Origin of the sequence: Reinekea sp. G2M2-21, from assembly GCF_015687175.1 — a bacterium.
Classification (GTDB): domain Bacteria; phylum Pseudomonadota; class Gammaproteobacteria; order Pseudomonadales; family Natronospirillaceae; genus Reinekea.
Genome location: NZ_JADPQG010000004.1, coordinates 14,490 through 29,373, shown reverse-complemented (window position 1 = coordinate 29,373; position 14,884 = coordinate 14,490). Strand labels below are relative to the sequence as shown.

Sequence of the window (14,884 nt, the reverse complement as noted above, 5' to 3'; positions counted from 1 at the left end):
TCCTCTAATAATCAAACGTTGCGCACATCAACAAAAAACGAACGCTAATGAGTTTCTTGTCCAAGACCCGGTAGCGGGCCGGGTGTTGCGCCTTATTCTATTATAAAATGCGCATTAACATACCAATCGACTTTGGCAACTCAGCCATTTTGAAGCCAAATCTCGCATAAAACTCGGGAGTACAGTGGTCAGCCATTAGACTTATGTAGGCTGTCTTTGGCGCCTTTTCCTTCAGCCATTGTGCTGGGTGCTTCAATATTAAACGGCCAACACCCTATCCTTGGTGTTCTGGTAGAACAGCCATGTCAGTACCTTCGAAGAAACAACCGCTAACACCAATTATTCGAGCGATACCAACTTGTTCATCACCGCTATAAACTGTTACACCATATATAGAATTTGGAAGTGAAATTTCCGCGACTTCCTCTGACTTCCGTGAAAGACCTGCTGCTAATTGTATTTCGATTTATTCTTTAACAGAAAGTATCTCAGCTTTAATTTGGCATATAGTTTTCCTTTAAATAGAGCGCCGCGTTCACCGGATCGTCCGGTGTAACGATTTGTTAACTATATTACTCGGAGGTTCACATAAAGCCGAAATACTGGGTTTGTAAACTCGTAGATACCTTGCCCTTCCGGAATGCGACGAATGACAGATCCAAATTTCTTATCTAGTAGTCGAGGCAGGTTCTGATCTAGATAGTCGACATCAAAGTCTTCCGCATCACTACGAACTTTTTTTAGAAATATCCGTCCAACATCCTCGTGAAAAAGAGTATTTTCTTCCGGTTGTTCCGCCATTAGATGCAATAGCATTTGACGCGCTTCAGAATTTCCTATTGCTCTTTGATATGAGCTTTCCAAAGTTGGGAACGCAACTCCTCCTTTGATATCTTCAAGAACTCGGTTGTAAACATGCATATTTATAGTTTGAAGTCCAAGTTGCGATGCTTTGCTAACGCATGACTTTCCGATCATTTGTATAAAATATGGGTAGCCTTGTGATACTCGTACAATTTCATCCTTTACATCATTTTCAATTGCTAGTTCGCCTTTGAAAAGTTCTTCAGCTTTATTGAGAATATTTCTAGCCTCTGGCGTAGGCATGGTTTTGACATGGATAGCTCCTTGCTCTAGTAATCTCTCAACTGAGGCATGATCTTCAATTAAGTCAGTTAAGTCTTGACCGATGCCACAAATACCAAATTTAATATCTTTTGAACTGAGAGATTTAATTAGTGATCCAAGCCCTCGTTTATTCTCAAGAACATCAAACTCATCGAGTAAAATTAGCAATCCATCTCTTTTCATACGACCTTTAACTTGGTGTTGAACAATAGAAGAAACGAAATTCCTGAATGTTTGAACTGTATCTCCTTCAACAACACGAGCATATTTTGATGTCTCTACGCCTTTAGCGCCCCAATTAACGACCTTTAAGTCCGCTCCAGCAGAAACCTCTTTGGCTCTTGTGAATTCTACAATTTCTTTTCCATCATGAGGAACTAATCTAAGCAAACCGTCTTCTTCATCCTGATCATTACACAGCCGAGATACAAGAGCTTCGCCCGACTCAATAATCGAATCGCAAGTATAGAAGACTGTTAAATACTTTCTCGGCTTGATCGGAATTTCATGATTCAACCCAGCATGGGTTGCAAGCGTATAGTCTCCCAGAGCCATTTGTTGGACTTGTCTCAAAAGGGATGATTTACCAACACCTCGCTTACCATAAATAGCGATTAAGCTGTTGGGGGAGTTTAGAGCTTGCATACACGATCTAATTAAGTCTATTCGGCCAACGAATCGATTTGGGTCTGTGATTACGTCCGACGTAAAGCCTTTTTCTGGATCTATCATTATTAATCCTTTTTGAGTTCGCACATAATAGCTAACAGTTTGGCAATATCGATATCGGCAATAGATGCAATTTCTTTCAAGGTAATCTCCTCATGCGTTGATTGAACAACCCCAGTGTAGAAGATAGTGTCCATACCATAATTATGCCGCTACAGCGGTTTTTCCCGGCGCCGGATAGTCAAAATTAGTTTCTAGTCATATTCGGCTCAATGCCAGTCATATTCGGCGGTGCAGACACTATTGTCAATCTGATCACCCTAAAAAACCGCACGAGCGGTTTTTACCGAAATACTTCTGCGCCTGAAACGCCCTGTTCATGGGGGTTAGTCTAAAACACTGATTATTATTTCGATATTGCTGAGGTTTTGCGGCGCGTGCATAGATATTCAGACAATTTCCGGGAAATTCGGCGCAATGGCTTTTTTGGCGTGAAAGTGGCGTTTTTTAGTGTGACTGGGCAACGGGTATCTGCCATTGCAGCGACTGCCTGAACTATAGCCGCGGCCTGTAAACCCATTGCCACTTCGACTGCTACGCGCTCTGGGCGAACGGTATGGTTAGGCGATGTTGGGCTAAAGCCGCAACCTACATTATTAGTGCCCCTTCGACTGCTACGCGCTCAGGGTGAACGGTATGGTTAGGCAATGTCGGGCTAAAGCCCGACCCACACGGTTATCGCCTCTCAGCGTTGCTCCGAAGGCTCCTACGAAAAATCTGTCACACTAAACCCAATCTTGCGAGTGAGGTGGTGTTCATCCGGTTGTAGCCACTGCTGTTAACAGTGTCGGCTTTGGTGATGAGGAAGAAGTCATCCAGCCAGATTGAGTATTCCAATAATCTGTCTTTGATGCGCGTGGCTTCCAGGAGGTGTTTGTCTTTGATCGATAAGTTTCCTTTAGGGTTGTGGTGAATAAGGATAAGCCGTGTGGCGTTGGCTTGAATAATGTGGCTGATCAACAAATTAGTTGTGAGTTCTTTGAGGGAAAATTTGCCGGAGAGGATGGTTCGGCTTTCTAATAACACGCTCCGCGTACTGAGCATGAGTGCGTGAATGGCTTCGTGTTTTAAATGAATAAAGGTATTGGCAATGTACAGCTCGGCACGGGCGATGCTGTCCAATATCACGGGGTTGGGTTTTTCCAGTTCACGTTGATGGGCGTGAGTGAACAGCAGTTCGTCGTCTATGTTGGTGATTTTTTTGTACATGATATTCTCGCTTTTCGTTAGTTCATTTTATTTCTGTTTTTTTAAGCATCAGAAACCTTGCCTGCTTGCGCAGGCAAGATGTGCGGCTAAGCATTGTGTTCTGTGTTTTTTACTGCGTTTGTTCAGCGTCTGTTGTTACTTCGGTTCTGCTTTAACAGTTGCTGATAACTCACATAGGTCACGGAACACGGCTTTAGCCGCATCGAATTTGGAAAAGCTCCGGTGTACAACGCCAGGGCTATACGAAAACGCCACCAGTGTAGTGCGCGTAGATACGCGGGGTCGGTTTCTATCTGTGGGTTTCGGTGCCGGTTGGCGTGTGTGGAGTTTGCTGTTGTGTGAACAGCAGTTTCACAAGCTTTTTTCGCTTCAACGGGGTGTTGAAGGTCGCTGTTTTGTGCGCTTAGTTTTTCTTGTGAGTGGAAATTTTCTTGGAACGAGCGGTGCTCTAGCTTAGAATCCTGCTTAGCCATAATTGATACCTAGTATATCGGTTGTGGTTAGCTGCCCTTGAGTGCTGCGAACACTCTTGGGTAGCGCTTAGTTTTCGCTACCTGATTTTCGTTATTTGCCTCCTGTTGTTTCCCAAAAACCAACCTGTATAAAACACTGGGTGTTCGGTTAACTCAAATACTTTTTTGTGTGATGTGAATTTATTGTGATGAGTGTCTAAAAAAAATTGTTTTTTTCAGTGAGAGGGTGGGATTTCTTTGTGTCTTTTTAAGGGTTTGTACTCGTGCTGGTTCTTACCTCTTGTTGGAATTAGTTTTGTGGTGTTTGGGTAGTGTAAGACTTGGGTTAGTTGGGCGTTTTCCTTTTCAAGGGGGCAGCCCCTTGATCCCGCCTTCACCAGTGGTGAAGTCATAAAAATTGAATCGAAGCTCATTGCGACATCGCTTCTAATCGATTTTCACCCCTCCATTTGTCGCTCGTTTTGGTGCGACACCAATGACTGGATTAAGTAAACGGTTAGACTTACCGCGATGATGATGCGTGGTGTTTTTTCTTTCCAAGGGGGCAGCCCCCTTGCACCCCCGTTTGTCGCCCGCTTTGGTTCTCTTTCATAGCTGACACTTCGTTCGAACGGTCGCTTGAGCGTGCGCCGACAAGTCGGCGATCCCTGCACGCACGGCGCTTCCAAGGGCATCCATGCCCTTGAATCCGTTGCGAAGTGTCAACTATGGCAGCCAAAGCAGATGCGACGGAACAGCTATATACACCTCTTCCGATTATATCGAGCGTGCTGGTTCCTACTCATTCTCGAGCAGGGATGCTTGAACAAGTGAGCTGGCAAATACGGTCCTTGACGTAAAAAGTCTCCCAAATCAACGAAGTCACTGAATGTTGCTAAAGCCTCAAATACAAAGTAAATATATTTAAGTAAGTACCATTCGTAGCAGCCTTAGCAGGCGGGTTCGAATACGGTCTGGTAAATTTCGGCTCGACCCATCCCAGGCAAACGGCCATAATGGCGTTTTCTTATTTTGGTGTGTTTTTATGTCTTCATCCGCTGTCACCCTAGCCCAGTTGGAAACCCAATCCCCGCAAGAACGTTACGATTACCTGCTGACGCAGGCGGTTGAGCAGCAAGAATTGTGGATTCTTGTTGGCGATGGCGGCAGTGTGCTGCTGGATTGCGATAACGAGGAATGTGTGCCGGTGTGGCCTTCAGAAGAGGCGGCGAAGGCGTGGATTAAGGGCGATTGGGCCGATTGCACGCCGCACAGTGTGAGTTTAACCGACTGGCAAGCCCGCTGGACTAAGGGTTTGCGCGAAGATGGTTATGCGGTTGCAATGTTCCCGAACCGGCAGGAAGAAGCCATTGTGTTGTCTTCTGAAGAGTTTGATGACGACCTGATCGCGGCTATGTCTTAACCGATCATCTGTGTTAATCAACGATCCATTTTTCTATTTTTGCGCTATTCCCGCCGTTTTGCTGTTTGGCTTGGCTAAAGGCGGTTTTGGCGGGGCTATTGGTATTCTGAGTGTACCGCTCATGTCTTTGGCGGTTGCGCCGCCCCAGGCAGCGGCTATTCTGCTGCCTATTTTGTGTGTGATGGATTTACTGGCGCTGCGCAAATTCTGGCGACAGTGGCATGTGGCGAACCTGAAAATCATGATTCCAGGTGCCATTCTGGGCATTACCATTGGTGGTTTTACCTTCCGGTACTTGTCTGAGGCGCATGTGCGTTTGTTGATTGGTGCGATCGCGATCGGCTTTTCAGTCCATTTTTGGACCAAGCATGAAAGCACCGTGGCAGCCGGTATTAACCGGGTTAAAGGGACTTTCTGGGCGACCATATCGGGCTTTACCAGCTTTGGTATTCACGCTGGCGGTCCACCCATCAGTGTGTATTTACTGCCGCAACGGCTGGCGCCTACGCTGTATGTGGGGACCAATACGGTACTGTTCGCGGTCATCAACTACGTGAAACTTATCCCCTATTTCTGGCTGGGTCAGCTCAGCAGTGCCAACCTGGCTACGTCGTTGGTGTTACTGCCCTTGGCGCCCGTGGGCATCGCCGCCGGTTATTTCCTGCACGACAAAATATCACCCAAGGTGTTTTACCGCATCGTGAATGTGTTCCTGCTGTTAGCCGGGCTTAAGTTAATGTTCGACGGTGTGCGTTTGTTGTAGCGAAGAGTGCAGAAAGGTTTTTAGGGTCTCATAGTGAGAAAAGGCACGGTGAACACCGTGCCTTTTTTTATTTTTACTTTAAGTCTGTATTAAGGGGTGTCCGCCAGTATGAACATCCATTCCTGATTATCGCCGTTGTTGCCTGTCCACTGAATGTTGCTGCCGTTTTCTGCCTTGGTGGCGCCAGAAATATCGAGCCGCAGATTCGAGTTCACATTGGTGATGTGGTAATAGCCGTTATTCTGATAATTGAGCCGCCACTTCTGGTTTTGCCCGCCATTGTTGGGCCAGATAATGTTATCGGCCCCGGCAGACAGGGAAGCGCCGAATATGTCTGCGTACTTGCCGCTCTTCACATGAACGAACTGATATTCGTTGGCACCCAATTGCACCAACCGCCATTTTTCATCCGCGCTTTGTGTACAGGTAAACTGAACCACTCTGGCGGCATTCGCTGTTGATCGGTTATAGGTTCGTAAACACTTCTGGCTGTTACGGTTCTTGATGTAATACTCCGCTCCGGCGATTAAGGCCGGTGCCGTACCACCAACATGCAACCGGAAGGTTGCGTCTTTCTTAGCGAGGTCGGACGTTGCGGCCGTGATGTTCAGGTTCAGGTCTTGGTGACGCAAATACATTCCAGGGAAACCATACGCTTCGAATGATGTCAGAGTCCGGTCCGCTAAACCCTGACGCACGTAAAAGGTCGCGTCGTTATTAAATAACGTCGAATTGTCATACTCCTGCACGAATACTTCAAAATCCTGATGGCGCAAAAAGTACCCAGGGAAATTAACGGATTCAAAAGACACACCATTGGCGTCGGCCAAGCCCGGACGCTGAATCCATTGTGAGTCGGCAAAAACACGAATATCACCTTCAACTTTCGCGCGGTAGTCGAAATGGCGCAGGTAATAGTTGGGGTAGTTCATCGCTTCTATTCTGACACCGGTAAAGTTACCGCTGTTTATTTCACCGGAAGGCGCAGCGATTATGGCGTCGGTCGGTAACGGAATACCAAAGTTGGGCGTGCCGTCTGCGTTCCAATCCAATTTTTGTACGCGTGTGGTGCGGTCGTTGTCGCAGCCGCCGGTGATGGAATCCTGCCCGTGGTACACAATCCATTGCTCGGTGCCGTCAGGAGATTTGAAAAAACCATTATGACCGGTACCAAAAACACTGTGTTGATCCGCACGCTGGAAAACAGGTTCCGGGTTTTTATACCAGGCATTTTTGGTTAATGGATCGCCGCCCTGGTAGGTCAGCATGCCCAGTTTATACTCAGGCCCATCGCAGAAACTGGCCGAATACACCACGAAGGTTTTGCCATTATGCTGCAACGCAACTGCGCCTTCATTGACGTTGTTCAGCTGGGTTTCCCACGGGTACTCCGGGGTTGAAATTTCTACACGATTGCCACTGATGGTCCAAGGGTTACTCATGGGGGCAATGTAGAGTTTCTGATACGCGCCATCCCAAGCGGAAAAGAGGAAGTACAGGTTGTTATTCAAGGTCATGTAACTGCCGTCTATCGCCCAGCCACCAATTGAATCTTCTAATTGACCTTTGTAGTGGTAAGGCCCCATTGGGTCTGTGCCTTCACTTTCCAACACATGCATGCGTTGGCCATCGTAGTTTTCGGCGACACCAGCCGTGTAGTGAAAGTACCAGCGCGGTCCATTTTCACTGTCAATCAAATGAAATTCGAACGCCCACATGTTGCAGCAACGGGTTGCAGGGTCTTGGCTGCCATCCCAGATTCGTACAGTTTCAGCGGTTGCCAAACCAGCCATGGTGGTGGCTTTTTTCATGGTAATTTCGTTCGACCAAGTCGTGGACGCCAAGTAGTAGTACCCTTCGTGATACTGCAACCAAGGGTCGCCCCCATGGCTGGTATTCAGTGGGTTTTGAAAGGGAGTGGCCTGGCTCACCCCAACCAGGGTTGCCAGTAACATCATTGTGCAGAAAGCCCGCCAAAGCATTGCGCTGACGGAGACTGATCTTTTCATCTTATGTATCCTTTGTGTTGCGCGGGTTACCGGTTTTATCCGGTAATCCACGCAGTTTTACATTCAGGGAATTGGTTTATGAGGCGTTATTCTTCTGTCCAACGCTGTACTGCAGCGGAGCCACAGCTCCATTGTTTTAAGGACGCGCCGTTGTCTGGGTTCCAGCCGTATACATCGAGACACCTCTGGCTATTGAGGTTTTTCAAACGGAAGGTACCGTTGCCTTGTGGTTCTTTTTTCCAGAGTTGATTGTCACCTGCCCAGCAAGACCATTGCGCCACATTGGCACCGTTTTCGGTACTCAAACCGTAAACATCCAAACATTGGTTGCTGTGCAATGCCCGTAATTGGAAGTAACCATTGGCAACTGTTTCAAACTGAAACTTCTGGTTGTTTCCGCCATTGCAGCTCCATTGGGTCAGATCAGCACCGAGTTCCTGGCTACGAGCAAAAATATCGGCGCACTTACCACTGAAGTCTGATTTCAACGCGGCCACACCACTGATGCCATTCGCGTAGGGCTTGCCGAAATTCGGTGTTCCATCGGCGTTCCAACCAAAGGCCTTACCACGGGTGTGTCGATTCGGGTCGTACAGAGAATCACCATTGATGAATTCATAATCGCGCGCGTGATAAATCAGAATATCCACGCTGCCATCTTTCGACGTGGTAAACGAGCTGTGACCCGGACCAAATTGACTGGTGGCTTCGTTCGTTGCGAAAACCGGCGTCGGAGATTTCGTCCAGGAATTGATGTTCAGCAAGTCCGCATTTTCGTTGGCCGTCAGCAACCCTATGGCGTAGTTTCTGTCGGTGGCGCTGGCCGAGTACGTCACGAATATGCGTCCATTGCGTTTCAGAACCGAAGGGCCTTCATTTACGTTATAAATGACACGTTCCCAGTCGTATGTCGGTGCACTGATCATCCGCTGCGTGTTGATGTCGATACTCCAGGGCGTGTTCATCCGCGCGATGTACAGGTTGCTGTCGCCGCCGGGTGGCTTCTGCGCCCAAATCAGGTAACGTTGACCGTTGTGTTCAAACGTTGTGGCATCCAATGCGAAGAAACTTGAGTTATTGCCTAAACCATCGACCACCAATTCACCCATTTCCTGCCAGTTACCCTGGGTTGGGTTCGCGGAAGTATTGCGCAGAACGTATATTCGCAAATCCCACCGGTCACTGGCTTCTGAGGCCGCAAAATAAATGTACCAACTTCCGTCTACATAATGCAGCTCGGGTGCCCAGACAAAACCGCTGGCAGGACCACCTGCGGGCTTCCACCAAGCAGTGACTTCCGGAGCGGTACTCAAACCGCCAATAGTGCTTGCCTGACGCAAAATAATGCGATCGTATTCCGGCACGGAGGCCGTAAAATAATATTGCCCGTCGCTGTGTTTATACACCCACGGGTCGGCCCGTTGTTCAATAATAGGGTTGGTGAAGGTATCCGCGAAAACCGAATTCACGAGCAGTGAAATCAACACGGTGAAGAACACCTTAAGTGATGTCGTCGTCATTTTGTTTTTCATCTTGGTTCCTTTTTTACGATATTGTTTTTATTTTTAATTCGGCGTGCCTCGCACACGCCGCAAACCACTTTGTTATTTCGCCTGTTCACGGAACGTCGCATCTAACCTATCTGTTTCACTGACAATTGAGTCAATTTTCAGATAATAAGACGAGTGACGGATAAACTGGCCTGGAAAGTTCACCGACTCATAAGAAACACCCGTTGCATCCCCTAACCCTGCCTTTCGGAAAAAGGATGCGTCTTGGTGGAAGGTGTCCGATCCATCGTCGAGTTCAAGGTACAACACGAAGGCTTTATGGCGCAGGTAGTAGCCGGGGAACATAACAGATTCGAAAGAGACCGAATCTGGGTGCGCAAGGCCTTGCACCACTTTGAAGAAACTGCTGTTGAATGGGTCTGGTGTTTGATCTATGCGGATTCCTTCTGCCAGGTACGAGACATAGAACCCTGGAAAATTCACCGATTCCAATTGCACGGTGCCTGGTCGTGTAAACGCCCAATCCTGATTCAAGCCGCCGTTGTCCGGCCACTGAATGTTGTTGGCATTGTTTGCTTTTGAACGACCGGAGATGTCTAGCATCAGCTGACTTCGGACATTACGAATGTGATAGAAATCGTCGCTTTCCGGCTCAATAATCCATTGTTGATTGTCACCACCATGAGCAGGCCAGATAATATTGTGCGCACCTGGATCCATAGAGCCGCCAAAAATATCCGCGGACTTGTTACTCGCAACATGCGTCAGGTTATAGCGATTATTACCCAACGGATCGACCTGCCACTGTTCACCCGGTGAGCCATCACAGGTGAATTGCACAATGTCGGTAGCGTTTTGGCTGGCGTCACCCAATGTTCGTAAACACTTACCGCTGTTGCGGTTGACGATCGCGTATCGACCGCTTAATCCGTCTTCACCGACGCCAGTAACGGTTGGTGTGATCTTGTAAATAGCGCCCTGGTTTGCATCGTCGTAATACAATGGTTCCATGGCGACACTGCGACGAAATTCACCACCGCCGGGTAAGTCTGCCGTGTGATACACGAAGTACCATTGATTACGGTATTCGAGAATCGACTGATGGCTGGTTTGGGAATTAACGGCATCCAGAATGACACCCCGGTGTGTAAACGGTCCCAGTGGGTTATCTGCGGTGGCGTATTCTATACGCTCCGGCCAACCCGCGGCGTACGACAAATAATAAATACCGTTGCGTTCATGCATGTACGGCGCTTCGGTGAAATTCGGCAGCTGGTCGGTGCCGATGGTCATAATGGGGCCATCGAGTTCGATCATGGAATCTTTCAATTTGACAACTTTCACTACGCCATTATCGGTGGCGTTCCCCCAGTACATATACGCTTGGCCGTCATAATCTACAAACACAGTTGGGTCAATATCCAGCGTTTCATCTGGCGTCATGCTGTCATTGATTAATGCATGACCCAATGCATCGGTAAATGGGCCGGTTGGGCTGTCCCCTACCGCAACTCCAATACCAAACCAACCATCCAGATCGTTATTGACCGGCACGTACCAATAGAACTTCCCGTTGCGTTCAACCACTTCGCCAGCCCAGGCATCGGCGGACGCCCACGAGAAATCGTTCAACGACAAGGCAGCGCCATGGTCTGTCCAATTCACCAGGTCTTTGGAGGAAAAAACACGCCAGTCGCGCATCACAAACCGGTTTTCACCTGCGGCGGCTTCATCATGTCCGGTATAAACATACAGGGTATCGTTACTAACGATGGCACTGGGGTCTGCGGTGTACAGGTGTTTGATAATTGGATTGCTTGCCATGGCCAGTGGCGCCTGGGCAACAAGCAACGAGAATGGAATAAGTAAACCTAACTTCCTTTTGTTCATAAGCGTATCCTCTCTATTGATTTTTTTGTTTGAGGACACGCAATATAAAACGTCTTTTTTTTCAGCAATACGTTATTCCAACGGAATAGTTTTTTTGTCCATACTAATAGCGGGTTTGTTAATTCTTATAATGGAAAGGATTTTATTTTGACCATGTAGTTGTGGGACTTTAATCACAGAACGGAAAGCTACGCGATTAATTTGATACATGAATTAAAATACATTTCATCTGCACACCAAAAACTTCTTAATATAAATTCGAGTTTCAAATTAATTAAGGTTATTGAAGAAGGCAATGGAAATGCGATTCAACAACACGACCTGATAGCGCTGAGGTGATACAAAATATTTGAAGCACCCTTGGTTCTGCTTGACGACAGAACCAAGGGTTAACCGATACGCTGTTTACACGTTTTTTCCGGAAGGTTTTACATTTTTAAAACTGCCTTGTTTGTCCGTTGCTTTATCGAATCGGAAAACATTTTCATCGACATAGCGTTGTAAGGTAATGTCGATATACGTCGTTTCATTGGGCGCGAAAATTTCCGTCAACATCGCTTCCGTCGCGTGAAACTCGGCTTTTCGATAATAGGAAAATCCTTTTTCGGGTCGCGCGACCACGGCGATACCAAACTTGCCTTGTTTAATGGACAGCATCTTGTCGATATCCACGTAATACACCAATGCCTGACTGTCGGCGTTTGCTTGACGGTCTGCAAAAAAACCTTTCGGTAATACATCTGGGGAATAGTTATCACCCGCCAACAACAATATGTCGTAATCATGATTGGCGATAACGTCACCGGCGTTGTCTCGTACGCGAAACACGAGCATGCCGTAACGGCCGAGCCGATCTTTTTTGCCCACTGGAATCTGTTGCTGTTCGGCGAGCGTCTGCTGCAACCAGTCCTGCTTTACAGCGTTGTAACTTGCCGCACTGTTTACCTGCAAGCATTGCATTATTTTTTGCGCAACCTGCGTATGTATGGGACGACCTTTCTTCGAATTCAACACACCCATGGTGCTGCCCGAATGGCTGGCGCCACCCAGTACCGCCAAGGGGGCGTCTTCCGGCGTTTGGGCAACCTTGTTATGGTCGAGTTTCAATATCATTGAAGCTCGGGGGCTGGCGTTGATCAGCTGATCCGTTTGCTTCAGCGATATAAACCGGCAGTTCATATTGGCACCGCAGACTCGTATTACACCGTCACCGCCGTTTTCAACCAGGTAGCTGTTGATGAAGTCGTAGGCTTTGGTGTCAATCCCCTGCCCGGTAATCACAAAGGGGTAAAAACCGTTTTGTACGTATTGAAAGGTCAGTGCGCTTTTATTGAGTTGATATTGCCCATCGCTGCCCAATTTCAACCAATCCAGCACACGTTTACCCGGTTCCACGCCCGCAAACCACGATTTAATGCGACTTGCCCGTTTTTGTCCTAGGGCGGCCAGCGCGGAACCCTGATTCGCCGGTGCAAGCATAATCAAATGCTGCATGGGAATGCCCTTCAATTGCTGGTGACCATAGTATTTATTGGCCCAATAACGCATCACAGGCCCACCGGTGGAATGGGTGATACATGAGAAGGGCTGGATGCCATTCTCGTTACCTGGTAATTCCAATAGCGCTTGCTGTAATGCCCGGGCAATGTCATCAATAGACACTTCGTCGTGAAAACTGATGTATTTGCCTAAGTGAATGTGGTTGATGTCGAGGGCTAAACCAAGTGCTCGTCCTTGCGACACTATGGTTTCTGGCATATCTCGATAGGTATTGGTATTGGTCACACTCCAACCGTGCACAAAGATCAATTTCATACTCTCTCCTTTCTTATTGACCGGTGTTTTATTTTTTCAGCCAGTCTACCCTAACTGTTTAAATTTTGTGCCTCCATAGTTTGCAACGAAATCATGCAGTTACATTTTTAAACAAAAACCAAATGAGACTTACTGTTTAACGAAAACCTACATTCGCTAAAGCTAACCAACTGATTTTTATACGGATTTTCAGTTAGGCCCTCGCCTCATTTGAGTATATTCACCAACGGAGCCGCCGATACGTTCACAAGAAACCTCATGGAATGAATATCCTGGACGATACTTCAAGAACAACTCTAACCAGACGTCACGGTATTTTATGAATATCCAAAGCATTCGATTCAAGTATTCTGCGGCCTTCAGTGCCGTTGCGCTGATCATGGCATTTACCGGAATTTTCAGTTTCAGTTTAATTAACACGTTAAAAAATTCGTCGACCGAGTTCTCACAAAAATTCAATCCTGCGATCAGTGCAGTTCTGAATGCCGACCGCGATCTGTATCAGGCCCGGGTGGCAGAAATGGCGATGCTGCTGGAACCCGGCTCGGTGAAGGACTTTAAGGCGGACTATTCAGAAAACGCCAAGCAAGCCTATGATCGGATGTATGTTTACCTCGATCTGCTCGCCGCGTATCCGGACGTGGTTAACCGGCTCAAGGGGTTCGATGCCGCTTACGATCAATGGAAAGCCACCAGCGGCCAAGTGGTTGCCTTGGTTGAACAAGGCAAACTGGACGATGCCAAAGCGCTCAGCGCAGGCAACTCGGACAGCCGTTTCGGCGCATTAAGGGAGTTTTACAACATCGCCGGTGAAGCAGCCGATGAGAAAGGGTTGTCGATGGGTGAAGCCGTCATCTCCCGAGTGGATTCGCGATCAACTCGTGTGTTGATATTTCTGTTGATCACCGTGGTAGTTGCTTTCAGCCTTGGGATTTATGCCCCCCGGGCGTTGTCTAACGCATTATGCAAGCTGGCCGTTGAGTTGCGAGGACTCAACAGCGGTGATGGAGATTTAACTCGCCGGGTGAACAGTGACCGTAAAGATGAGATCGGCGAACTGGCTCGTGAGTTCGATGAGCTGCTGGATGGACTGAGCGAACTTATACGCGGTATTTCTGAGCAATCGCAAGAGGTTGTCTCGACTGTGGGCGAAATGAATACCGGAGCCGCCAGTGTGCAAGAGAACAGTCGACGACAGATGGAGTCTGTCGACATGATCGTCACCGCGGTGAATGAAATGACCGTTGCCATTAAAGAAGTCGCCCAAAACGCACAACTGACCGCCAGTGAGATTGCTGAAGTCAATGAACTGAGCAATAAAGGCAAGAAAATCACGGTTGATGCTGTATCGCAGATTCAAGATGTGGCAACCACCGTTAATAACGCATCTACCGCGATGGGCGAGCTGGCGGAAAGCTCCAACAAAATTGCCTCGGTGCTGGATGTGATCCGTGGCATTGCCGAACAGACCAATCTGTTGGCGTTGAATGCAGCCATCGAGGCCGCCCGAGCGGGAGAACAAGGCCGCGGGTTCGCCGTGGTTGCCGATGAAGTACGTTCACTTGCCAGCAAAACACAGCAATCGACCGATGACATTCAGAAGATGATTGAAGCACTGCAAAAAGGCGTCGGTGAGGCTGTCGACGCGATTGCCAAGGGCTTGGAGTCCGTTCAGACTTCCGTCGAAAGAACGTCATCGACCACAGAAGCGCTCGACAGTATTGTTGCGGCCGCGGCGCGTGTTTCAGACGCCTCCATGCAAATTGCCACCTCAACAGAGGAGCAAAGCCAGGTCGCCGAAGACGTGAATTCGAACTTGGTGCAGTTGTCCGACATGGGCAAGGAAAGTTTCGAAAACGCCAGCGCGAACAAAGACCGTGCCGGTCAGGTATCGAGTGTGGCCAAGCAACTTAATGCGTCTGTGACTCGGTTTAAGCTCGACTGAGCAACGTACG

General features: G+C 48.0%; 10 protein-coding genes. 3 read left to right on the top strand and 7 right to left on the bottom strand.

Going from position 1 to position 14,884, the window contains the following annotated elements:
• Nucleotides 1-567: 567 nt before the first annotated feature.
• The 3 genes from IYN85_RS15290 to IYN85_RS15280 form a co-directional block, all read right to left on the bottom strand.
• Nucleotides 568-1,860 carry an AAA family ATPase gene (locus IYN85_RS15290; RefSeq protein WP_196159793.1) on the bottom strand — a complete coding sequence of 431 codons (1,293 nt, stop codon included), beginning with the start codon at nt 1,858-1,860 and terminating at the stop codon, nt 568-570.
• A gap of 717 nt (nt 1,861-2,577) precedes the next feature.
• A complete protein-coding gene (locus tag IYN85_RS15285) occupies nt 2,578-3,066 on the bottom strand; it encodes a JAB domain-containing protein (RefSeq protein WP_196159792.1) in 489 nt (162 codons plus the stop codon).
• A gap of 122 nt (nt 3,067-3,188) precedes the next feature.
• Nucleotides 3,189-3,539, bottom strand: a complete 351-nt coding sequence (locus IYN85_RS15280) for a hypothetical protein (RefSeq protein ID WP_196159791.1) — start codon at nt 3,537-3,539, stop codon at nt 3,189-3,191.
• Nucleotides 3,540-4,563: 1,024 nt separating this feature from the next.
• On the opposite strand from IYN85_RS15280, the gene IYN85_RS15275 reads away from it, so the two are divergent.
• Both IYN85_RS15275 and IYN85_RS15270 read left to right on the top strand, forming a co-directional pair.
• Nucleotides 4,564-4,941, top strand: coding sequence for a DUF2750 domain-containing protein (locus IYN85_RS15275; RefSeq protein WP_196159790.1), 378 nt, complete (start codon nt 4,564-4,566; stop codon nt 4,939-4,941).
• Between the two features lie 10 nt (nt 4,942-4,951).
• Nucleotides 4,952-5,704 carry a sulfite exporter TauE/SafE family protein gene (locus IYN85_RS15270; protein ID WP_196159789.1) on the top strand — a complete coding sequence of 251 codons (753 nt, stop codon included), beginning with the start codon at nt 4,952-4,954 and terminating at the stop codon, nt 5,702-5,704.
• Nucleotides 5,705-5,793: 89 nt separating this feature from the next.
• Here IYN85_RS15270 and IYN85_RS15265 read toward each other — a convergent pair whose 3' ends face one another.
• From IYN85_RS15265 to IYN85_RS15250, 4 genes are all read right to left on the bottom strand, one after another.
• A complete protein-coding gene (locus IYN85_RS15265; RefSeq protein ID WP_196159788.1) occupies nt 5,794-7,713 on the bottom strand; it encodes a family 43 glycosylhydrolase in 1,920 nt (639 codons plus the stop codon).
• Nucleotides 7,714-7,799: 86 nt separating this feature from the next.
• Nucleotides 7,800-9,245 (bottom strand): family 43 glycosylhydrolase, encoded by a 1,446-nt coding sequence (locus tag IYN85_RS15260; RefSeq protein ID WP_196159787.1) that lies wholly within the window; start codon nt 9,243-9,245, stop codon nt 7,800-7,802.
• A gap of 72 nt (nt 9,246-9,317) precedes the next feature.
• Entirely contained in the window at nt 9,318-11,114 is a 1,797-nt protein-coding gene (locus IYN85_RS15255; protein WP_196159786.1) for a family 43 glycosylhydrolase, read from the bottom strand.
• A 405-nt stretch (nt 11,115-11,519) separates the two neighbouring features.
• On the bottom strand, nt 11,520-12,929 hold the full coding sequence (locus tag IYN85_RS15250; protein ID WP_196159785.1) for a triacylglycerol lipase: 1,410 nt from the start codon (nt 12,927-12,929) through the stop codon (nt 11,520-11,522).
• 319 nt (nt 12,930-13,248) lie between these two features.
• Between IYN85_RS15250 and IYN85_RS15245 the strand changes: the two genes are divergently transcribed.
• Nucleotides 13,249-14,874, top strand: coding sequence for a methyl-accepting chemotaxis protein (locus IYN85_RS15245; protein ID WP_196159784.1), 1,626 nt, complete (start codon nt 13,249-13,251; stop codon nt 14,872-14,874).
• The last annotated feature ends 10 nt before the right edge of the window (nt 14,875-14,884 follow it).

Bases quoted from the DNA above. Each gene is read 5' to 3' on its own strand.
- IYN85_RS15260 (WP_196159787.1), bottom strand. From the start codon at position 9,245: ATGAAAAACAAAATGACGACGACATCACTTAAGGTGTTCTTCACCGTG.
- IYN85_RS15250 (WP_196159785.1), bottom strand. From the start codon at position 12,929: ATGAAATTGATCTTTGTGCACGGTTGGAGTGTGACCAATACCAATACC.
- IYN85_RS15290 (WP_196159793.1), bottom strand. From the start codon at position 1,860: ATGATAGATCCAGAAAAAGGCTTTACGTCGGACGTAATCACAGACCCA.
- IYN85_RS15255 (WP_196159786.1), bottom strand. From the start codon at position 11,114: ATGAACAAAAGGAAGTTAGGTTTACTTATTCCATTCTCGTTGCTTGTT.
- IYN85_RS15285 (WP_196159792.1), bottom strand. From the start codon at position 3,066: ATGTACAAAAAAATCACCAACATAGACGACGAACTGCTGTTCACTCAC.
- IYN85_RS15265 (WP_196159788.1), bottom strand. From the start codon at position 7,713: ATGAAAAGATCAGTCTCCGTCAGCGCAATGCTTTGGCGGGCTTTCTGC.
- IYN85_RS15245 (WP_196159784.1), top strand. From the start codon at position 13,249: ATGAATATCCAAAGCATTCGATTCAAGTATTCTGCGGCCTTCAGTGCC.
- IYN85_RS15280 (WP_196159791.1), bottom strand. From the start codon at position 3,539: ATGGCTAAGCAGGATTCTAAGCTAGAGCACCGCTCGTTCCAAGAAAAT.
- IYN85_RS15275 (WP_196159790.1), top strand. From the start codon at position 4,564: ATGTCTTCATCCGCTGTCACCCTAGCCCAGTTGGAAACCCAATCCCCG.